Source organism: Tessaracoccus sp. OS52 (genome assembly GCF_020687685.1).
In the GTDB taxonomy this organism is placed as follows: domain Bacteria; phylum Actinomycetota; class Actinomycetes; order Propionibacteriales; family Propionibacteriaceae; genus Arachnia.
In genome coordinates, this window is record NZ_JAJEWM010000003.1 from 174,491 (window position 1) to 194,218 (window position 19,728).

The 19,728-nt window shown below is 67.2% G+C and carries 20 protein-coding genes; 12 read left to right on the forward strand and 8 right to left on the reverse strand.

Going from position 1 to position 19,728, the window contains the following annotated elements:
- The first annotated feature begins 3 nt into the window (after nt 1-3).
- A complete protein-coding gene (locus tag LKO27_RS11945; protein WP_227737735.1) occupies nt 4-2,337 on the forward strand; it encodes a pyruvate dehydrogenase in 2,334 nt (777 codons plus the stop codon).
- Between the two features lie 34 nt (nt 2,338-2,371).
- Complete coding sequence (locus LKO27_RS11950; RefSeq protein ID WP_227737736.1) at nt 2,372-3,238, forward strand: oxygenase MpaB family protein; 867 nt, start codon at nt 2,372-2,374, stop codon at nt 3,236-3,238.
- A gap of 9 nt (nt 3,239-3,247) precedes the next feature.
- On the opposite strand, the gene LKO27_RS11955 is transcribed toward LKO27_RS11950, so the two are convergent.
- Nucleotides 3,248-4,381, reverse strand: a complete 1,134-nt coding sequence (locus LKO27_RS11955) for a PfkB family carbohydrate kinase (RefSeq protein ID WP_227737737.1) — start codon at nt 4,379-4,381, stop codon at nt 3,248-3,250.
- 199 nt (nt 4,382-4,580) lie between these two features.
- On the opposite strand from LKO27_RS11955, the gene LKO27_RS11960 reads away from it, so the two are divergent.
- Nucleotides 4,581-5,930, forward strand: coding sequence for a 6-phospho-beta-glucosidase (locus LKO27_RS11960; protein ID WP_227737738.1), 1,350 nt, complete (start codon nt 4,581-4,583; stop codon nt 5,928-5,930).
- 6 nt (nt 5,931-5,936) lie between these two features.
- Here LKO27_RS11960 and LKO27_RS11965 read toward each other — a convergent pair whose 3' ends face one another.
- Complete coding sequence (locus LKO27_RS11965; protein WP_227737739.1) at nt 5,937-6,677, reverse strand: SDR family oxidoreductase; 741 nt, start codon at nt 6,675-6,677, stop codon at nt 5,937-5,939.
- A 93-nt stretch (nt 6,678-6,770) separates the two neighbouring features.
- Between LKO27_RS11965 and LKO27_RS11970 the strand changes: the two genes are divergently transcribed.
- Nucleotides 6,771-7,166, forward strand: coding sequence for an MmcQ/YjbR family DNA-binding protein (locus LKO27_RS11970; protein ID WP_227737740.1), 396 nt, complete (start codon nt 6,771-6,773; stop codon nt 7,164-7,166).
- Between the two features lie 74 nt (nt 7,167-7,240).
- Here LKO27_RS11970 and rplI read toward each other — a convergent pair whose 3' ends face one another.
- From rplI to LKO27_RS12000, 6 genes are all read right to left on the reverse strand, one after another.
- Nucleotides 7,241-7,687 (reverse strand): 50S ribosomal protein L9, encoded by a 447-nt coding sequence (rplI, locus tag LKO27_RS11975; RefSeq protein ID WP_227737741.1) that lies wholly within the window; start codon nt 7,685-7,687, stop codon nt 7,241-7,243.
- Between the two features lie 15 nt (nt 7,688-7,702).
- Nucleotides 7,703-7,945, reverse strand: coding sequence for a 30S ribosomal protein S18 (rpsR, locus tag LKO27_RS11980; protein ID WP_227737742.1), 243 nt, complete (start codon nt 7,943-7,945; stop codon nt 7,703-7,705).
- Between the two features lie 101 nt (nt 7,946-8,046).
- Nucleotides 8,047-8,571: a single-stranded DNA-binding protein gene (locus LKO27_RS11985; RefSeq protein WP_227737743.1), complete on the reverse strand. Its 525-nt coding sequence runs from the start codon at nt 8,569-8,571 to the stop codon at nt 8,047-8,049.
- A 130-nt stretch (nt 8,572-8,701) separates the two neighbouring features.
- Nucleotides 8,702-8,989 carry a 30S ribosomal protein S6 gene (gene rpsF / locus LKO27_RS11990; protein ID WP_227737744.1) on the reverse strand — a complete coding sequence of 96 codons (288 nt, stop codon included), beginning with the start codon at nt 8,987-8,989 and terminating at the stop codon, nt 8,702-8,704.
- Nucleotides 8,990-9,598: 609 nt separating this feature from the next.
- Nucleotides 9,599-11,035: a GH1 family beta-glucosidase gene (locus tag LKO27_RS11995; RefSeq protein ID WP_227737745.1), complete on the reverse strand. Its 1,437-nt coding sequence runs from the start codon at nt 11,033-11,035 to the stop codon at nt 9,599-9,601.
- A 106-nt stretch (nt 11,036-11,141) separates the two neighbouring features.
- The gene (locus LKO27_RS12000; protein WP_227737746.1) at nt 11,142-12,617 is read right to left on the reverse strand and encodes a VWA domain-containing protein; all 1,476 of its coding nucleotides are present in this window, start codon (nt 12,615-12,617) and stop codon (nt 11,142-11,144) included.
- A gap of 92 nt (nt 12,618-12,709) precedes the next feature.
- Between LKO27_RS12000 and LKO27_RS12005 the strand changes: the two genes are divergently transcribed.
- The 8 genes from LKO27_RS12005 to LKO27_RS12040 all read left to right on the forward strand — a co-directional run bounded on the left by LKO27_RS12005 (nt 12,710) and on the right by LKO27_RS12040 (nt 19,677).
- Complete coding sequence (locus tag LKO27_RS12005) at nt 12,710-12,895, forward strand: Flp family type IVb pilin (protein ID WP_227737747.1); 186 nt, start codon at nt 12,710-12,712, stop codon at nt 12,893-12,895.
- A gap of 141 nt (nt 12,896-13,036) precedes the next feature.
- On the forward strand, nt 13,037-13,375 hold the full coding sequence (locus tag LKO27_RS12010; protein ID WP_227737847.1) for a TadE/TadG family type IV pilus assembly protein: 339 nt from the start codon (nt 13,037-13,039) through the stop codon (nt 13,373-13,375).
- On the forward strand, nt 13,363-14,349 hold the full coding sequence (locus LKO27_RS12015) for a pilus assembly protein TadG-related protein (RefSeq protein ID WP_227737748.1): 987 nt from the start codon (nt 13,363-13,365) through the stop codon (nt 14,347-14,349). Before LKO27_RS12010 ends, LKO27_RS12015 begins: the two co-directional genes overlap by 13 nt.
- A gap of 19 nt (nt 14,350-14,368) precedes the next feature.
- Nucleotides 14,369-15,148: a Flp pilus assembly protein CpaB gene (locus tag LKO27_RS12020; protein ID WP_227737749.1), complete on the forward strand. Its 780-nt coding sequence runs from the start codon at nt 14,369-14,371 to the stop codon at nt 15,146-15,148.
- The gene (locus LKO27_RS12025; protein WP_227737750.1) at nt 15,145-16,305 is read left to right on the forward strand and encodes an AAA family ATPase; all 1,161 of its coding nucleotides are present in this window, start codon (nt 15,145-15,147) and stop codon (nt 16,303-16,305) included. The genes LKO27_RS12020 and LKO27_RS12025 overlap by 4 nt, the downstream gene beginning before the upstream one ends.
- Entirely contained in the window at nt 16,302-17,846 is a 1,545-nt protein-coding gene (locus tag LKO27_RS12030; RefSeq protein WP_227737751.1) for a CpaF family protein, read from the forward strand. The genes LKO27_RS12025 and LKO27_RS12030 overlap by 4 nt, the downstream gene beginning before the upstream one ends.
- Nucleotides 17,847-17,872: 26 nt before the next feature.
- Nucleotides 17,873-18,787: a type II secretion system F family protein gene (locus LKO27_RS12035; RefSeq protein ID WP_227737752.1), complete on the forward strand. Its 915-nt coding sequence runs from the start codon at nt 17,873-17,875 to the stop codon at nt 18,785-18,787.
- A 2-nt stretch (nt 18,788-18,789) separates the two neighbouring features.
- Nucleotides 18,790-19,677, forward strand: a complete 888-nt coding sequence (locus tag LKO27_RS12040) for a type II secretion system F family protein (RefSeq protein ID WP_227737753.1) — start codon at nt 18,790-18,792, stop codon at nt 19,675-19,677.
- Nucleotides 19,678-19,728 lie beyond the last annotated feature (51 nt).

Sequence of the window (19,728 nt, forward strand, 5' to 3'; positions counted from 1 at the left end):
GCCATGGGAACCGACGCCGATCTGGGCGTGCTGGACGAGATCCAGCAGCGCGTGCTGTGGCTCGCCACCAACATCATCGAGGTGGCCAACCACCGCCGGCCGAACCACGACGGGCTGAAAGTCGGCGGCCACCAGGCGTCCTGCGCCTCCATGGTCACGCTGATGACCGCGCTCTACCTGCACCACCTGGACGCCGACGACTTCGTCGCGGTCAAGCCACACGGCAGCCCCGTGCTGCACGCCCTGAACCACCTCATGGGCACGCTGGACCCCAAGTACCTCACGATGCTGCGGGAGTTCGGCGGGCTGCAGGCCTACCCGTCTCGCACCAAGGACCCGGACCGCGTGGACTTCTCAACCGGCTCCGTCGGCCTCGGCCCGGCCGCGACCCTGTTCGCCGCCAGCACGCGGGAGTACGTCGACGCCCACTTCGGTGAGCGCCCACCGTCGCGCTTCGTCGCGGTCCTCGGCGACGCCGAGCTCGACGAGGGCAATGTTTGGGAAGCGGTGCACGACCCCGCCTCGAACGCCCTCGGCTCGGTGACCTGGCTGATCGACTTCAACCGCCAGTCCCTGGACCGGGTGGTCCCCGACGTGCGGATCAGCCCCTGGCACGCCGCGTTCGCCGCCCACGGCTGGCAGGTGATCGAGGTCAAGTACGGCACAAGGCTGCGCACCTTCGCGGCCGAGAACGACGGCGGGGCGCTGCTCGAATGGATCGACCTGATGCCGAACGAGCGCTACCAGTCCCTGTTCGGACTCGGCCCGGCGGAGCGTCGGGCGCGGTTCCTGGAAGGGGCGCCCGAGCGGGTCCACGCACTCCTTCGTGACCTCTCCGACGACGAGGTGGCAACGCTGGTCACCGATCTGGGCGGCCACGACCTCGCCTCGGTGCTCGAGGCCCTGGCCCAGGCCGACGCCGATCCCCACCACCCCACCGCGATCTTCGCCTACACCCACAAGGGCTGGGGCCTGCCCATCCAGGGCAACGCGCGCAACCACGCCGCCGTGCTGAGCACTGAACAGGTCGAGGCCTTCCGGGACAGTCTGGGCATCAGCGCCGAACAGGAATGGGACCGCTTCCCCGACAACTCCCCCGCCGGCCGGCTCCTGGCCCAGCGTGCCGAGCACCTACGGCGCGCCCCACGGCCGGAGCGCCGTCGCCCGAGCGTGCCGGCGCAGACCTCACCGAAGGTCAGCAAGCCCGTCTCCACCCAGGAGGGCTTCGGCCGCATCCTCGTCGACCTCTCGCGCGACGAGGAGGTGCGCCGCCACCTGGTCACCACCTCCCCCGACGTCGCGACTTCGACCAACCTCGCCGGCTGGATCAACCGGGTGGGGGTGTTCGCCGAGCACGAGCGGCCCACCTGGTCCGACGACCCCCTGCTGCGCTGGCTCGAGACACCGTCCGGCCAGCACATCGAGCTGGGGATCTCGGAGATGAACTTCTTCCTCCTGCTGGGCCAGCTGGGCCTGGCCGAGCACTTCTCGGACCAGCGGCTGCTGCCCGTCGGCACCCTGTACGACCCGTTCGTGGCCCGCGGTCTCGACGCGCTGATCTACAGCCTCTACTCGGGCGCGAGCTTCGTCTTCGCCGGCACCCCCTCCGGCATCACCCTCGCACCCGAGGGCGGGGCGCACCAGTCGACGATCACCGCCTCCATCGGCACCGAACTGCCCGGGGTCACCCTGCACGAACCGGCCTACGTCAAGGCGCTCGACTGGCTCCTGTGCGACGCCCTGGCCGAGGTGGCCGCCAGCGACGACCAGCACGCGGCCTCCGCCTACTTCCGGCTCTCCACGCGGACGCTGGACCAGCGACCCTTCGAGCAGGCCCTTGCCCGGACGGGGGCGTCGGCGCTACGTCGCCAGGTCCTGCAGGGCGCCTATCTGCTGGCTTCGTTCCCAGCCGACGGCGCGCCCTCCGACGGTGCACCGCACGTCACGATCGCCACCTGCGGCGTGGTCGTACCCGAAGTCCTCGCCGCCGGGGCTGAACTGGCCGAGGAGGGGGTCGCCGTCGACGTGATCGACGTCCCCAGCCCCGGTCGGCTGCACCGCGCCTGGCGCGAGAGCACCGTCGCCGGGATCCGCAGCGCCCGGGTGCCGGACCTGCCCGGGGCGCTGCGCATCTTCCCGGCGCGGACACCGCTGCTGACGGTGCAGGACGCCTCGAGCCACCAGCTCGCCTGGCTCGGTGCCGCGCTCGGAGTGCCGACGGCGTGCCTCGGCGTGGACACCTTCGGCCAGTCCGGCTCCATCGCGGACCTGTACCGCGAGCACAACCTGGACCGGGGCTCCATCGTGAACGCCGCGCTGGGAGTGCTGGGCCTCTGAGCACCAGCTTTTCACCCCTGCCTAGGCTTGGAGGATGGGGAACCCGCTGGAGATGTCACGAAGACTGCTGGGGCGCGTGCTGCGCAGCCGCGTCGCCGGTCCGGACGCCGAGGCGAAGGCCGCGAAGATCTGGGGCTCGGAGGGGCAACGCTGGCACAGCGAGGGAGACGTCATCTGGCACGTGAACGGGGACGGTGCGATGTACGCCGGCGGCATCCGCTCCCTGCTGCTCCAGGCCCTGCACCCCGCGGCCATGGCCGGCGTCGCCGGGCACTCCGGCTACCGTTCGGACCCGTGGGGCAGGCTGCAGCGCACCTCGGAGTTCATCGCGATGACCACCTACGGGCCCATCCCCGCTGCGGAGGAGATGATCGCCAGGATCCGCGACATCCACGAGCGCGTCCGCGGCAAGACCGACGACGGCACCCCGTACCGGGCCTCCGACCCGCACCTGCTGGCGTGGGTCCACGTCGCCGAGACCCAGAGCTTCCTGGAGGGCTTCAAGCGTTTCGGGGACCGTCGGCTGACCCAGCAGGAGTGCGACGAGTACGTGGCCCAGGCCGCGCCCGTCGGTGAGTTGCTGGGCGCCGTCGATCTGCCCCGCACGGAGGCTGAGTTGCTGGCAGCGATCGAGGCTTTCCGCCCGGAGCTGAGGGCCTCGCCCGCGGCGAAGGACACGGTCGACTTCATCCTGAGGACTCCGCCGGTTCCGTGGCTGGCGAGGCCGGGCTACTGGATGCTGGCCGCGGGCGCCATCGCAACCCTTCCGGTCTGGGCACGGGAAGAGCTCGGGCTCCCGACAGGCCGCTGGTTCGACGTCCTGATCGGTCTCCCACTGGGCCGCTTCTCGACGGCGGTGGTGCGCTGGGGTCTGGGTCCCAGACGGCTCTCGCCGCACTGAGCCCGCGAGTCAGTGGTGGTGACCTGCGTCGGAGGCGAGCGCGAACGTACCCTCGGCCCGGCGGACGCCCTGGACCTGGTGCTGCGGGATGAGGTCGCCGAGGAAGCCGTAGTCACGCAGCACGTGACCGGCGCGCAGGTCGCCCGCAGCGGCCAGCTTGGCCAGGCTGCGGTACCAGTCGGAGATGTCGCCCCAGCCCGGCGCCGCCAGCGAACCACCGAACTGGCGCACCGCCAGCGAAGAGCACAGAGAGGCGAACCGCAACCGCTGTTCCAGGGGCCACTCCGCCAGGCTTCCCAGGATGAACGAGGCGGCGAACACGTCTCCGGCGCCGGTCGGGTCGATCGCCTCCACCGAGAGCGCCGGACAGAAGACCTCCTCCCCGCTCAGCTGGTCGATCGCGAACGATCCGCTGACGCCGTCTGTGACCACGGCCACCGGCACCCGTTCGGCCAGGCGCCGCACGGCGTCGCTGGGCGAATAGGTCCGGGTGTAGTGCATGGCCTCTCCTGCGTTTGGGGTGAACGCATGGCAGTGGTCCAGGGCGTCGAGGTCACCCGGATCCCAGGTGCCCGTCTCATCGAAGCCGACGTCGGCGAAGATCAGCGTGCCCCGGGTACTGAGCTCCTCCCACCACGAGGTGTTGGACGTCAGGTCGACGGCGGCCGCCCGCGCGCGGGGCGCGGCCAGCAGGTTTGCCTCCAGTGACTCCGGCAACGCGTGGGAGTGGGTGACCATTCCCCGGTCGCCCCGAAAGGCCATCGAAACAGTCAGCGCCGAATGGGTGTCGGCGAACCGCCGCGAGGCCGAGAGGTCGATGCGCTCCTGGCCCGAGAGCGTCTCCCACATCCATTCGCCGTAGGCATCGTCCCCGAAGCCGGCCACCAGCCCGGTCCGCAGGCCGAGGCGGGCGGCCGCCGTCGCGAGGTTGGCGATCCCGCCCGGGCAGGAGCCCATGCCGGCGCTGTGCAGTTCCTCACCGGGTTCGGGCAGCCGCGGCAGACCTGTGAAGATCAGGTCGAAGAACAGTGGCCCGGTGGTCAGGACATCGAGGGGCGGGTCGTCGGGCTTTCGCGCGTCGGCGAGCGGATCCCACGCCCAGCACGTCGGGCAGAAGTCATCGTCGTGCTCGTGGTCCTTCACGTCGCTCCTTCTTGACGCGCTCACCGCTGACACGGCCACCTTACGCCCAGACAAGGGCTGCTGCTGCGGGCCGCCCAGCCCCCGTGCCGCTTGCGTGTGGCCGGAAGGACGAAGGACCGTCGCTGCGGCCACACCCAACCGGGGGGATTGGCGTCGACGGAGTAACCAGGCATCGAGGTGCGCGCGTTAGTGTCGGGTCATGAAGCTTGTGATCCTCGGCGGTGGCGGTTTCCGCGTGCCGCTCGTCCACGAAGCCGTCGCCAGCGGGAGCCTCATCGACGAGGTCGTGCTGCACGACACTTCGGCGACCCGGCTGGCCGCCATCGCAGGGGTTGTCGAGGAGCGGGCGGCGGGACGCCCTCACGCCCCTGCAGTGCGGATCACCACCGACCTGCGGGACGCCCTGCGGGGTGCCGACTTCGTCTTCGCCGCCATCCGCGTCGGTGGGGCCGAGGGCAGGGTGCGGGACGAGCAGGTGGCGCTCGACCTCGGGCTGCTCGGGCAGGAAACGGTGGGGCCGGGCGGGCTCGCCTACGCGCTGCGCACCATCCCCGTGACCCAGGAGATCGCTCGAACCATCGCCGACGTCGCCCCGGAGGCCTGGACCATCAACTTCACCAACCCGGCGGGCATCATCACCCAGACGATGCGACAGACGCTGGGCGAGCGCGTGGTCGGCATCTGCGACACCCCGATCGGTCTGGTGCGGCGAGTGTCCCGGCTCCTGGGCGTCTCCCTCGAGCACGACCACCAGCGCGTCGACTACGACTACATCGGCCTGAACCACCTGGGTTGGCTGCGCTCGGTGAGCGTCGACGGCACCGACCGGCTGCCCGCGGTGCTGGCCTCCGACGAGCGGCTGGAGCACATCGAGGAGGCCCGGCTGATCGGCAAGGACTGGGTCCGCGCCGTCGGAGCCCTGCCGAACGAGTACCTGTACTACTACTGGAAGACCGACGAGGCCATCGCCAGCATCCGCGCCGCGGGCCAGACGCGGGGACAGTTCCTCCACCGCCAGCAGGATCGCTTCTACGCCCATGCCGACGGCTGCCAGTCCCCCCTTGCGCTGTGGCGCGACGTCCTCCACGAGCGGGAGGCCACCTACATGGCGGAGGCCCGCGGCACTGACGAGGAACGACGCGAGGAGGACATCTCCGGCGGCGGCTACCAGGAGGTGGCCATGCGGCTGATGACCGCGCTCAGCACCGGCGAGCCGGAGCGGATGATCCTGAACGTCGGCAACGGCACCGTCGGAGACCGGGTGGTGGAGGGACTGCCAGACGACGTCGTGGTGGAGGTGGGCTGCACGGTCGATGACGCCGGCATCCGGCCCTTGGCCGTTGCCCCCGTCGGGTTGGGAATGTTGGGGCAGATGGCGCGGCTGCGGGCCTCCGAGCAGGCGATCGCCGAGGCTGCAACCAGCGGCAATCGCGACCTGGCCTGGGAGGGGTTTTCCACGCATCCCCTGGTGGACTCGCCGCGGCTGGGCAAGGCACTGCTGGACGGCTATGTCCAGGCACACCCGGCCATCGCACGACTGTTCAGGTGATCCCTGTCAACGACCCGTGAGGTCCCCAGGGGTGCCGGGCTCCGGGAACGGCTGCGGGAATCCCTCGCGCAGGGGCGCCACCGGGTTGTCCGCCAACTGACGCGCGATCATCTCCATGGCCTCCTCGATCGCCACGTTGCCGTCGCGGAAGTTGATGGTGGCCCCGGCGTGGTCGGTTCGGGGCAGCGTCGCGAGCAGGACCTGGGCGACGTTGGCTCGTGACGTCGGGCCACCGGTCACATGCGGTCCGTACTCGATGTGGAGCGAGGGCTCGTCGAGGGTCAGCATGCCGGGGCCGAGGATGGTCCAGGCGAGGTTGGACTGTCGCAGGTGTGCGTCCGCCTCCGCCTTGGACTCGGCGTAGGGCCTGAACGAGCTGTCCGGGGCGACGTCGTCGCGGCCGGCTCCCGCGTAGGAGATCATGACGAACCTGTTCACGCCCTCTGCCTGGGCGGCATCAATGGTGCGGATGGCGGCATCGCGGTCCACGGCGAAGGTGCGCTTCGGGTCCCCGCCGCCCGCACCGGCGGACCAGACCAGGGCCTCGTGTCCGCGGATGATCTCGCCGATGCGCTCGCGCCCCAGCTGCTGGATGTCAGCGACCAGGGGCGTGGCGCCGGCCTGCTCCACGTCACCGGCCTGGTCCTGCGAACGGATGACCGAGGTGACCTGGTGGCCGACTGCGACCAGCAGTGGCGTGGCCAGCAGGGCCACCTTCCCATGTCCTCCGATGATGACGATCTTCATGTCTCGACCCTACCGGTGACCGGTGCGGCGCGGGGCTGGGAACCAGCGCCGGGACGTGGTTTCCTAGTAGCAATGGATAGGGGGGATTCCAACATGGCGCATGCACTCAGGTTCAGTGACGACGACCCGATCCTCCTCCGGCTCCGTGAACTCGCACTCTCCTTCCCCGGGGCCGAGGAGCGGGTCTCCCACGGCCGCCCGGTCTTCTTCACGAAGAAGGTCTTCGCCTACTACGCGATGTCCAGCAAGGTGGACGGATCCTGGGTCCAACATCCGCAGTCGGTGTGCCTCCTGCTGTCAGAGGATGAGCGGCTGGCCGCACGCAGGCGCCCGGAGTGCTGGGTTCCGGGCTACATCGGGCCCTTCGGCTGGCTCGGCTTCGACCTGGACGAGGACACCGACTGGGACGAGATATCGGAGTTGCTCGACGACTCCTACCGCATGACGGCTCCCCGGTCGCTCCTCGACCTCCTCGATGCCCGCGCCTGATCCACCCAGCCGAGCCCAGCGAAACAAGAGGACCCCGACCGTTTCCGGCCGGGGTCCTGCTTGGTTTGCAGGGATCAGCCCGCGACGACCTCGAAGGGAACGTGCGCGGTCACTGCCTGGTGGAGCTTGATGCTGGCGGTGTGGTTGCCAACGCTCTTCACCGGCTTGGCGAAAGAGACGCTGCGCTTGTCCAGCGAGGGGCCGCCGGCCTTCTTCACGGCCACGACGAGGTCGTTGGCGGTGACGGAACCGAAGAGTTGTCCGGAGTCGGAGACCTTCGCGGGCACCTTGATCTGCAGTTCCTCGAGCTGGCCGCGGACCTGGGAGGCGTGCTCGACGCCCCGGATCTCGCGGGCGTCACGAGCGCGCTTGATGCCCTCGATCTGCTTCTCGTTGCCCTTGGTCCAGCGGATGGCCTTGGACTGGGGCAGGAGGAAGTTACGGCCGTAGCCGTCCTTGACCTCGACGATGTCGCCGGGGATCCCGAGCTTGTCAACGTTGCTGGTGAGAATGAGCTTCATGGTTGATTCTCCTTGTCAGCGCGCGGTTGAGGCGTAGGGCAGCAGAGCCACCTCGCGGGCGTTCTTGACGGCGATGGCAACCTTGCGCTGGTCCTGGACGGACAGACCGGTAACCCGACGGGCGCGGATCTTGCCGCGCTCGGAGATGAACCGCTTCAGCGTGTTGGTGTCCTTGTAGTCGATGTTGGCGACGCGAGTCGTCTTCACCGGCATGATCTTCTTCTTGCTGTTCACAGGCTTGCGCTGTGGACCGGCCATTGTGGTGCACTCCTTGTGTGATGGGCCTGGTCAGGCCCTGGAAGCCCGTCTCTCGACGGAATGTGCCAGCTGGCCGGGGAACCGGCCAGTGTAGCTGTGGGTCAGAACGGGGGTTCTTCGGCGTTCGACTGCGCCCACGGATCGTTTCCGCCACGGTTGCCGCCGCTGGCGGCTCCGCTGCTGGACCACGGGTCCTGTGAGGGCTGGCCGCCGGGGGCGCCCTGGTTCTGGTTTCCCTGCCAGTTGCCGCCGCCGGTGCCACCGCTGGTGCGGGTGACCTTGGCGGTTGCGTAACGCAGGGAGGGACCAACCTCGTCGACATCAACCTCGAAGACCGTACGCTTCTCACCCTCGCGGGTTTCGTAGCTACGGGACTTCAGGCGCCCCTGGACGATGACGCGGGAGCCCTTGGTGAGGGTCTCGGCCACGTTCTCGGCGTACTGGCGCCAGACCGAGCAGTTGATGAACATGGCATCGCCGTCTTTCCATTCATTGGTCTGACGGTCGAAGGTACGGGGCGTGGACGCGACGGTGAAGTTCGCGACTGCTGCACCGTTGGGGGTGAAGCGCAATTCGGGGTCAGCCGTGAGATTGCCTACCAGCGTGATCTGGGTTTCGCCTGCCATGTTTCTTTCCTTCGAGTAATTGGTCTTTGATCCTAATCGGTCCCTCTGACAGGAACCGGGTGGCTACCAACTAACTATGGTCGTCGGGGACGGCCTCGCGTCAGTATCCACAGAGGATCTCTGGAAGAACTCAGTCCTCGAGACGGAGAACCTTGGTCCGCACGATCTGCTCGTCGATGCCCAGGAGACGGTCCATCTCCTTGACGACGGCGGGCTCGGCGGTCAGCTGGACCACCGCGTAGAGGGCCTCGGACTTCTTGTTGATGTCGTAGGCCAGACGGCGGCGACCCCAGATGTCGATGTTGTCGACGGTGCCACCACCCTTGGTGATGGTCTCGAGGTGCTTGTCGACGATGGTGGGAACCTGTCGTTCATCCACGTCTGAGTCGATGAGAATCATGACTTCGTACTTGCGCATGCGCAGCCCAACCTCCTTCGGACTAACGGCCACGGGTCGTTCCCGCGGCAGGAGGGCGTGACCGACGGATCGTCGGCCAAGTGGTCACATTACCCGAGCCTGCGGCGTGGGAAGAAATCCGGGGCGCGGGAGTGGTCTCGACACGCCGACTCGTCCCTCGCCGGCTACTCGACCAGCGGTGAAGAGCGGGAGTGGTCTCGACACGCCGACTCGTCCCTCGCCGGCTACTCGACCAGCGGGGTACTGGTCGACTGGGACGAGCGGGTTCGCTTTCTCCGGTGGTCGAGTAGGGCCGGCGAGCTCTGCGAGCGCCCGTGTCGAGACCAGGGAGGGCCGCGGGGTTTGGTCTCGACACGCCGGGCTTCGCCGCGGCTACTCGACCAGCGAGGTACTCATTCCTTCTCCGGTGGTCGAGTAGGGCCGGCGAGCTCTGCGAGCGCCCGTGTCGAGACCATGGAGGGTCGCGGCGGGTTGTGGTCTCGACACGCCGACTCGTCCCTCGCCGGCTACTCGACCAACGGTGAAGCGCAGCCCCTCCATTGCGTCCCTCGCCGGCTACCCGACCAACGGTGAAGCGCAGCCTACTCGACCAGCGTGCTTTCCCGCCCCTCAGGCTTCCGGAAGACGGCGGGTGGCGATGAGCTCCTGGCACCAGCGAGCGCTCCGCTTCGGGGTGCGCTGCAGGGTGTCGAAGTCCACCCGCACGATCCCGAACCGCTTCGCGTAGCCGTAGCCCCACTCGAAGTTGTCCAGCAGCGACCACACGAAGTAGCCGCGCAGGTCCACCCCGGCCGACATCGCCCGGTGCGCCGCCTCGAAGTGGCGCCTCAGGTAGTCCACGCGACTCGCGTCGTCGATGCTGCCGTCGGGAAGGACGACGTCGTCGAAGGCAGCCCCGTTCTCGGTGACCATGAGCGGGAGCCCGGGGAACTGCTCATGCATCGAGAGCAAGAGTTCCTCCAGCCCGTCCGGGGCGATGTTCCAGCCCATCGCGGTGTGGGGTCCGGGCTGTTCGAGGAACTCGACGGCCTGGTCGCTGCCCGGCCACGCGGTCCCCTCGGACGGCTTGTGGCCGTCGTTGGCCTGCCGCGGGGAGGCCCCGTCCCAGAGCCGCACCGTCGTGGTGGAGTAGTAGTTGACGCCCAGGACGTCGATGGGCTGGTTGATGGCCGCCAGATCGCCGTCCCGGACGAAGGACCAGTCGGTGACCGATGCGGTGTCGGAGAGCAGGTCGGCGGGGTACTCGCCGCGCAGCATCGGGCCGGTGAAGGCGCGGTTGCCGACGGCGTCGATGCGCCGGACTGCCTCCTCGCCCCCCTCGCCGACGCCTCGGACGACGTGCAGGTTCAGCGTGACCGAGTACTCGGGATCCCCCGAACTCGCTGCGCGGAGGGCCTGGAGGCCGAGGCCGTGGGCCAGGTTCAGGTGGTGGACCGCGGCGAGCGCCGCGGCCGGGTCGGTGCGGCCGGGCGCGTGACCGCCCTGCCCGTAGCCCAGGTAGGCGGAGCACCAGGGCTCGTTGAGCGTCGTCCAGGTGTGGATCCGGTCTCCCAGCGCCTCGCCCACGACGGTGGCGTAGTCGGCGAAGGCCTCGGCCGTGGACCGGGCTGTCCAGCCGCCCTCGTCCTCCAGCGCCTGCGGCAGGTCCCAGTGGTAGAGCGTCGCCACCGGTGCGATGCCTCGCGCGAGGAGGCCGTCGGTCAGCCGCTGGTAGAAATCCAGACCGACGAGGTTGGCGGGCCCACGGCCGGTGGGCTGGATGCGGGGCCAGGCGATGGAGAACCGGTAGGCGTTCAGGCCGAGCTCGGCCATCAGGTCCAGGTCCTCGTCCAGCCGGTGGTAGTGGTCACACGCGACGTCGCCGGTGTCGCCGTTCCAGACCTTGCCGGGGGTGTGGCTGAAGGTGTCCCAGATGGAGGGCCCGCGACCGTCCTCGGCGGCAGCGCCCTCCACCTGGTAGGAGGCCGTCGCGGAGCCGAAGACGAAACCCGGCGGGAACTCGATGTCGGCTTGGGCGGCGCTGGGGCGGTCGTTGGTGAGTGTCACGGGAGACTCCATCGTCAATTGTGTGTTCGAAACGCTTCGATCAGACTCTAAGCGGGAGGGACGGCCAGCCGCAAGTCGGTCCCCTCGGAGCCAGAGCCGAACCGCTTCAGCCCTGAATCTTGCGAAGCACACGGGTGCGTTGTGCGATCCACCCGATCTTCACCTGACCCATCTGGACGTTGTCCCCGTCGCGGAGTACTGCAGTTTGCGAAGTCCCGTTCACCTTCAACTGCGCCCGCACCTCTCCCGCTTTTCCATTGGACGTGACCGTGCCGGCAAGCCCGGACGCGCCCGGAGGAATTCGGAACTGCCGTCCGGTGAGGAGGAACTCCTGGCTGCTGTCACCTTCACGGATCACCAGGGTGCCGTTGAGCGGCGCCCTCCCCCCTATGACGACCCGCATCAGCAGGCCCGCCAGCAACAGTCCCAGAAGGACGAGGCCCGGCACTACCCACGCAATCTGCCTCGACGACGTCGACGACTCCGCCTGCGGGGTGACCGCGGGCGGCGTCGACTCGGGAGTTGGTGGTGGCGTGGGGGACGGCCTGGGTGCCGGTTCCGCGGCGACGGACAGGGAATTGTCGGCCAGCGCCGGCAGGCCCAGCCCCAGCGATGAGAGCGCTGAAGACCAGCGCGAAGTGACATCGCCGGTCAGCCTGAGCGAACCAGCCGTCGAACCTCTGGTCACTTCAACCTTGAACGTCTGCGTTCCACCAGGTTCCAGCAGGACGTTGGCCGGGGCGTCCCATTCCGCCTTTGCTCCACCCTCAGTGGTGATTGCGAGAGCGGTCACTTCAACGGGAAGGTGAGCGAATGGTGAAGAAATGATCAAGTTCGCAGTGGCGCCGACTCCAGACCATGAGACGGCCACCTGCTGTGCGAGATCAGACTGCAAAGCCTGAGCCACCTGCAGTTCGCGGGTTCGCCCAGCCAGTCCAGCCAGGTAATCACTGACGACAGCCTGGTCCGCCACCTCGGCCTCCGGAAAGACCGTCCGCATCACAGCCGCATCCGTTTCCGGGCCCAAACTGAGCGCAAATGCCCCGACGGTAGTGGTCAGCGCCTCCGCCCTGGCCCGTAAGGTCAGCCATGCCTCAGAACCGACTTCATAGGCCGAATCCGGGGCAGTTGTTACAAGCCCGTCTGTAAAAAGGACCACCGCGGCAATGGGGAGCGCGGCGTCCCTTTCGAGGATTTCCAGCACTGTTTGCATTGCGCGGCCGATGTCTGTATAGTCCCCCGCCGGCTCGGCCGGCAGGGCCGCGACGAGAACTTGGCCGTCCGCCGGGGCCGGCCCTTCCCACACGATCTGGGGCGAAGTGTCGAAGGTGACGAGCGTCACATGATCGGACGGTTTCAGGGTGGCAGGCAGCTGCCCGATGGCCTGCACAGCCTCACCCCACCGGTTGTCAGTGGTCATTGAGCCGGAGGTGTCCACGACCAGCACGTAGTCCACGGGAGCTGCTGCGACTCCGATCTGATCGGCTACGTCGGTGACCGAGTCGTCCGCCACGGCCTGGCCGGGAGCGGCGACCAGCAGCCCAACCACGGCTCCCAAAACCCACCCGCGAAAGTCCCCCATTTTGCCCCCTTGACACTCTATGCTTCGCGCGACTATCTTCATGCACAACAGCTGACAAATGCTGAATACATTCCATCTTAGGGGGAAACACCATGAGCGAACTGGTCGCTTACACCACAGCTTTGATCTCCGCCCGCTTCGCCGACAAGGAAAGGGGCGCAACCGCCGTTGAGTACGGCCTGATGGTCGCGCTCATCGCCGTCGTCATCATCGGCGCCGTGACTCTCCTCGGCGGTAACCTCAACGCCATGTTCAACGCCATCGCAGCCGCGATCTGATTTCTGCCATCCAAAGCTTGTCCTTGGTGGTGGGTGGCCGAACGCCACCCACCACCAAGTTTGTCCTCACGGGCCAATTGACTTCCGAATTCCTATGGGTTGGGGGACCCTGTGAAAAGCAATGAACGCGGTGCCGCTGCAGTGGAGTTTGCCCTTGTGTTGCCAGTCCTGCTGACTCTGCTTCTTGGGACGATTGAGTTCGGCTGGACTTTCATGGTCCAAGGGGGAGTGGCGGGAGCCGCCCGAGAGGCAGCGCGCGACTTCGCGATCCACGATGACGCCGCCAAGGCCCGTGGTGTCGCAGTCGCAGCCAGCGGTCCGGCCGGGCTGACGACGGGAGAGGTCGCGATCGCGCCCGGGAGTTGCACCCCAGGCTCGAATGTCACGGTGACGATCAACCACACCTACCCCTCCTTGACCGGATTCTTCGGCGCCAACTTCACCGCCACAGGCGAGGGGGTCATGCGATGCGGAGGCTGAGAAACGACCGGGGCGCCACTGCCGTCGTCACGGCGTTACTGCTCACGTCTCTTGTCGGGTTCGCGGCGGTCAGCGTTGACGTCGGGAGCCTCTGGTGGGACCAGAAGGAGATCCAGAACGGCGCAGATGCGGCCGCACTTGCCATCGCGCAGCAGTACGCCGATGGCAATCCACCCGCGGACAACATCGCCGAGGCCAACCAGTACATCCAAGGCAACAAGAGCGACACCAACGCAGCTGCGGTGTCTGTGGAGTTCCCGACGAGCACGTCGGTACGGGTTGAAGCCACCACCACACGCACACATTGGTTGGCGCCGGTCGTTGGTATCGCCAGCAGCGTCCTCAACGCGACGGCCGTGGCTTCCTGGGACGAGGTCCCCAGCAGCGCGGCCACAATCCCGCTGACGGTTTCGCACTGCGCATTCGACGACGTGCTGGACGACCCCAGCAACCTCTTCACGGTCATTACCAAGACCAGCCCCACCGGGCCCACCGCAAGTCCCAGCCCGTCGGCGTCGGCGAGTCCCGCCGTCCCCGGCCCTGTCTGCCCGCCCGCACCCAGCCCCCACGTGGTGGAGGGAGGCTTTCAGTGGCTGTCGCCGGACAGTGGTTGTGAGGTGGAACTGGCAGCGGGTGACTTCGCACCGACCTCCCCTGGCAACACGAACCCCAGTGGGTGCGACAGCAGCGCGCTGACGGCGGCCCTTCAATCGGACGAGGTCCTGCTGCCGCTGTTCGACGACGTCACAGGCACGGGTAACAACGCCCAATACCACATCACCGGCTTCGCAGCCATCCGGGTCACGGCATACTGCTTGGCGAGCGGTAGCCCGAAGATTCAGTGGAACACCACCAAGTGCACGGGCTCTGAGCGCTGGATCACCGGCTACTTCGTGCGCTTCGTGTCCCTCGAGGACGCCGGCGGAACCGGTGGAGAGGACTTCGGAGTGTCCGTCGTCCGGCTTTCTGAGTAGGAACAGGACCAGGCAACACATGGGTAGAAGAGTCATCCCGGCTGTAGTGGCCGTCGTCCTGTTCCTCGTGGCCGCTGCTTTGGTGGCCTCCTACGTGGTCAACGCCGACAAGCGGGCGTCCGCTGAGCTCGAGCCGACGCCCGTCCTCGTGGTCACCCAGCCGATCCCGGAGGGCGAAGCTGCCGTCCTCGGAACGAACGTTGAGCTTCGGGAGTTGCCGCTGACAGCGATCCCTCCGGATGCGGTCTCGGACATCGAGGACCTCGACGACCGGGTGGCAAGCACGGACCTGCTGGTCGGTGAACAGGTCTTGGAATCACGATTCATCAGCCCCGAATCAGTCACCGGCGACGACGTTGAGGTGCCGGAGGAGTTGGCCCAGGTGACCATCGCTCTGGATGCGCAACGTACCTTGGGGTCCCGGCTCAAGGCGGGCGACACGGTGGGGGTCAACATCTCCTACATCGTCAGGCATGTAGGCGTGCCGGGAGAGTTCGTCCGGGAGGACGAAGACGACTCTACGTATGCCATCACGGACGCCATCCTCCACAAGGTCCTGGTCACTCGTGTCCAGACAGGAGTCGTGGCCGAGGAAGGGCAGGTCGAGGCGATAGCCGAGGCACCCCTCATCACGTTGGCCGTCTCCGCCCAGGACGCGCAACGAGTGATTTGGGCAGCTGAGTACGGCACCATCTGGCTCAGCCTCGAACGGGAGACCACCGACGTGGAGGGGACCACCCCGATCATCCCGGAGAATGTCGGCTCGCGGCCGCTCGCCGAAACACTGGGGGAGTCATGAGCCGGATACTCCTGATCACCTCCGACCCCGGAGTACAGCAACGCTTCAATGAGGTCGTGGCCCAAGCCTTGGACGTGCTTCCTTCATCAGTCCTCGGCGATCCCGCGACGGTGTCCCAAGCGCTGGCGAACCGGCCTTCGATCCTGATCGTGGACGCCACTCAGGATCCTGAGGGCGCACTATCTCTCGCTGACTGGACGCGGGAGTACCACCGGATTCCGGTCATCCTTGTGGGCGACCAGAACGACGCATGGCTGGCGGTGCGCGCCCTTCGGGCGGGCGTCGTGGACGTGGTCGATGCGGCGGCTCCCGCAAGGGATTTCCGGGCCGCGGTGGAGCGGGTCCCCGTGCAGCAGCCCCTCAACGGGCAACAGGCGCAACGCCAGACTGGGCGCGTCGTCACCGTGGCTTCACCCAAGGGCGGTGTGGGCAAGACCACCGTGGCCAGCAACCTGGCCATCGGAATAGCCCAGCAGGCGCACGAGAACACAGTCATCGTGGATCTCGACATCCATTTCGGCGATGTCGCCAGCGCGCTCAACCTGGAGCCCGAGTACAGCCTCCCCGACACCACCAAGGCCGCCGCCGCAGGCGACGCCTTGGCTCTCAAGACGTTCCTCACCAGGCATGAGAGTGGCCTCTTCGTGGTTCCGGGATCCGACTCACCCGCCGCGGCCGACGCGGTCAGCGCCGAAGACATCCACAATCTTCTGAAGCTGCTAGCCGAGTCCTTCGCCTACGTTGTCGTGGACACCTCACCCGGACTGACCGAACACACCCTCGCGGCTCTCGACGCCACTGATCACCAAGTGCTGGTCAGCAGCCTCGACGTCCCGGGCATCCGCGGACTCCGCAAGGAAATGGAAACGCTCACGGAACTCGGCATGCTCCTGCCAAACCGACAGGTCGTGATCAATTTCGCCGATCCCGCCAGAGGTCTCTCGCTCGAGGACGTTGAGGCCACGCTCGGGAGCAAGATCAATCTGGCGATCCCCCCGACCAAGCTCATCCCGATCTCGGTCAACCAAGGGGTACCTCTGCTGCACAGCCACGGCACTGACAAGGTGACGAAGTCACTACGGGCACTTGTGCATTCCATCACTGGACCTCCCGCCGAGCCGCAGCGGAGCCGGGGCCTGTTCGGAGCCAGAAGATGACCCTTGCAGATCGTCTGGCCGCCGCGCGCCGCGCGATGCCCGATGCTGATCCGACGGCATTCGCACCGCCGGACCCAGCCACGCGGACCTCCCCGATGCCCGGCTTCGACGAGCCTGCACCCGCCCCGGCGCCATGGGACACGAACACTCTCCCCACTGCGCCGCCCCCGCTCTCAGCCGCATCGGCTGCTGACCTTGGCCCGGAGAGGCAGGGCCCCGGCAGCCTGGCAGCGCGGTCCGCGGTCCCTGCGCCGAAGCTGGACGCGCTGGCGAAGCTCAAGGAGCATGCCACCAAGACCCTCTACGACAAGCTCGGGGCCCGGTTGAACGACGCCGAGCTGACGGAGACGCAACTCCACAGCCTGGTCGAGGACGAACTTGGCAAGGTGCTGGAGTCGGACGCCACAGCGCTCACTGGGGCAGAGCGGCGCCGTCTGACCAGCGAGGTGATGGCGGACGTGGTGGGCCTCGGTCCACTTGAGTCGCTGCTTGGAGACCCCGTCGTGACCGAGATCATGGTGAACGGACCCGACAGTGTCTACGTCGAGGCCAGCGGCCGCATCACGCTCTCAAACGTCCGCTTCCGCGACGAGGCACACCTTCGGGCCATCATCGACAGGATCGTGGGGAGGATCGGTCGCCGCATCGACGAGTCCTCCCCCATGGTTGACGCTCGCCTGCAGGACGGTTCCCGAGTCAACGCGATCATTCCCCCGCTGGCACTCACCGGCTCCACGCTCACGATCAGGAAGTTCGCCAAGCAGGCACTGACCGTGAACGACCTGATCGGACTCGCAACACTCTCCCCGGAGATGGCCGAGTTGCTCGACGCCTGCGTCCGCGCGAGGCTCAACATCATCGTCTCGGGCGGTACCGGTACTGGAAAGACCACGCTGCTCAACGTGCTGTCCGGATTCATTCCTGAGGGAGACCGGATTCTCACCATCGAGGACGCCGCCGAGTTGCAGATGCAGCAGAGCCACGTCGTGAGGCTGGAGTCCCGGCCTCCGAACATCGAGGGTCGCGGGGCGATCACGATCCGCGACCTCGTGCGCAACGCGCTGCGCATGCGTCCCGACCGGATCGTTGTGGGTGAGGTCCGTGGCGCCGAAGCTCTCGACATGTTGCAAGCGATGAACACCGGACATGACGGCTCGCTGTCCACCATCCACGCAAACTCCGCTCGCGACGCCCTGTCTCGGCTCGAGACGCTGGTCCTGATGGCCGGCATGGACCTGCCGCTGCGAGCCATCCGCGAGCAGGTGGCGTCCGCCGTCAACCTCATTGTCCAGATCGCACGCCTCCACGACGGCACGCGACGGGTGGTGACGCTGACGGAGGTGCACGGCATGGAGGGGCAGACCATCACGACGCAGGACATCTTCACGTTCGACTATGCCGCCGGCATGGATGAGTTCGGCCGCTACCTTGGCCGACCGATGCCCACCGGCGTACGCCCTGCCTTCACCGACCGGTTCGCAGAACTCGGCATCCAGGTCTCGCCGCGCATCTTCGGGGCCACGGAGACTCAGTACCGATGAACTTCTGGGCGTCCTCACAAGCTCTGGTGACTGCGACAGTCCTGGTCGGGCTCGCCTTTCTGATCACACTGATCCTCATGCTTCGCCCGCGCACCAAAGTGCCGATGCACCGGCGACGTCCGGGCGCGGCCCACGACATCACGGCCCTGTCCCGCATGGCGAACGTGGCCACGAGCGGTGTGGACCGGGTATTGGAGAGGCGCGGCAGCAATCTCTCGGACCGGCTGGACCTCGCCGGGGTGAGGACGCCCGCTCGCGATCTCGTCGTGATCGTCGGCAGCGCCTCCGTGGCTGCCATCGCGCTCGGGTTGTTGCTGGGCAATGGCGTTGCCGGACTACTACTCGCCTTGCTGGTTCCCCTCGGCACCTGGGTATGGCTGACGATTCGCACCTCCCGTAGGCGCGCGGCGTTCACCAAGCAACTCGACGAGACGGCCCAACTTTTGGCTGGGAGCCTTCGCGCGGGTTACTCCCTGGGGCAGGCAGTGACCACCGTCGCGGCGGAGGCGGAGAGCCCCACCCGGGACGAGTTCACGAGGATCGGGAACGAGTTGCGGCTGGGGCGGCCCATGGGAGAAGCGATGATCTCTGTCGCTGAACGAATGCGCAGCACCGACTTCGAGTGGCTGGCCCAGGCAGTGGCGATCAACCGTGAGGTGGGTGGCAACCTGGCGGAAGTCCTGGAGGGTGTCGGTCACACCCTGCGAGAGCGTGCGGAACTACATCGTCGGGTGGACGCCCTCAGCGCTGAGGGCAAGATATCGGCCTACGTCCTTGGCATCCTTCCGTTCGGGGTGGCCGGGTTCGTGAGCGTTCTGAACCCCGGCTACTTCGACCCCCTCTTCGAGGAACCCCTCGGGTGGGTGCTGCTCGGTCTCGCTGGGGTCATGCTGACAGTCGGCATCTTCTGGCTTCGCGCCTCGATCAAGATCAAGTACTGAGCATGCCGCCAATCGTCATCATCGCAGTTGTCGGCCTCGCCGGCAGCCTCTCCTTGGGTGCGTGGCTGCTGTTGGCAGGGGCCGATCCGGTACACCAGCGCAGCACGGACAACCTGAATCGCGGCCTGCCCCGGCGTGCCGTGCCTCAGGAGACAGCGGCCTCGGGAGCCAAGAGCGTGCTCGTGGCCTGGCTGGCGACACCTTCCCGCCGTGGCCGGATCGAAAGGCTCTTGAACCGGGCTGGCCGCCCAGAAGGCTGGACGGTCTCCAAGGTTATGACGGCGAAGCTGCTCCTTCCGGCGGTGATGGGGTTCCTGGCCTACGCGATTGCGACTCGCACCGACAATCTCTCGCTCAAACTGCTGTTTGCCGGATTCGTGGTCCTGGCCTTCTACCTTCCGGAGATCCTCCTTTACAACCGTGGGATCAAGCGACGCGAAGCCATCGACCTGGAACTGGCGGACATGCTCGACCAGATGAGCATCGCGGTCTCGGCGGGGCTGGGATTCGATGCCGCCATGATGAGGGTGGCGCGCAATGGCCGCGGAATTCTGCCGGGGGAACTTCTGCGCACCATGCAGGACATCCAGGTTGGCCAGACCCGGAGGCAGGCCTACGACGAACTGAACCTACGCGCCGGTTCCGTCCCTCTGCGCCGGTTCCTGCGCACCGTCGTACAAGCAGAGGCCTACGGTATTCCGTTCTCGGACATCCTCCACACCCAAGCGGATGAGATGAGAAAGACGCGTCGCGCGAACGCCGAGCGCAAGGCCATGGAGATCCCGGTGAAGATCACGCTTCCGCTGATCATCACCATCCTGCCGGTCCTGTTCATCGTCATCATGGGACCTGCGGCCATCAAGATCGTCGCCATCTTCTCGGGCATGTAGGCGATGGCAGTCACCACGTTGACCGCCGCAGTAGCTGCCCTGCTCGCGTTG

Coding starts and splice junctions, on each gene's coding strand:
- LKO27_RS11950 (WP_227737736.1), top strand. CDS start 2,372: ATGGGGAACCCGCTGGAGATGTCACGAAGACTGCTGGGGCGCGTGCTG.
- LKO27_RS12015 (WP_227737748.1), top strand. CDS start 13,363: ATGCGGAGGCTGAGAAACGACCGGGGCGCCACTGCCGTCGTCACGGCG.
- rpsF (WP_227737744.1), bottom strand. CDS start 8,989: ATGCGCAAGTACGAAGTCATGATTCTCATCGACTCAGACGTGGATGAA.
- LKO27_RS12040 (WP_227737753.1), top strand. CDS start 18,790: ATGCCGCCAATCGTCATCATCGCAGTTGTCGGCCTCGCCGGCAGCCTC.
- LKO27_RS11945 (WP_227737735.1), top strand. CDS start 4: ATGGGAACCGACGCCGATCTGGGCGTGCTGGACGAGATCCAGCAGCGC.
- LKO27_RS12025 (WP_227737750.1), top strand. CDS start 15,145: ATGAGCCGGATACTCCTGATCACCTCCGACCCCGGAGTACAGCAACGC.
- LKO27_RS12005 (WP_227737747.1), top strand. CDS start 12,710: ATGAGCGAACTGGTCGCTTACACCACAGCTTTGATCTCCGCCCGCTTC.
- rpsR (WP_227737742.1), bottom strand. CDS start 7,945: ATGGCCGGTCCACAGCGCAAGCCTGTGAACAGCAAGAAGAAGATCATG.
- LKO27_RS11965 (WP_227737739.1), bottom strand. CDS start 6,677: ATGAAGATCGTCATCATCGGAGGACATGGGAAGGTGGCCCTGCTGGCC.
- LKO27_RS12000 (WP_227737746.1), bottom strand. CDS start 12,617: ATGGGGGACTTTCGCGGGTGGGTTTTGGGAGCCGTGGTTGGGCTGCTG.
- rplI (WP_227737741.1), bottom strand. CDS start 7,687: ATGAAGCTCATTCTCACCAGCAACGTTGACAAGCTCGGGATCCCCGGC.
- LKO27_RS11985 (WP_227737743.1), bottom strand. CDS start 8,571: ATGGCAGGCGAAACCCAGATCACGCTGGTAGGCAATCTCACGGCTGAC.
- LKO27_RS12030 (WP_227737751.1), top strand. CDS start 16,302: ATGACCCTTGCAGATCGTCTGGCCGCCGCGCGCCGCGCGATGCCCGAT.
- LKO27_RS11970 (WP_227737740.1), top strand. CDS start 6,771: ATGGCGCATGCACTCAGGTTCAGTGACGACGACCCGATCCTCCTCCGG.
- LKO27_RS11960 (WP_227737738.1), top strand. CDS start 4,581: ATGAAGCTTGTGATCCTCGGCGGTGGCGGTTTCCGCGTGCCGCTCGTC.
- LKO27_RS12020 (WP_227737749.1), top strand. CDS start 14,369: ATGGGTAGAAGAGTCATCCCGGCTGTAGTGGCCGTCGTCCTGTTCCTC.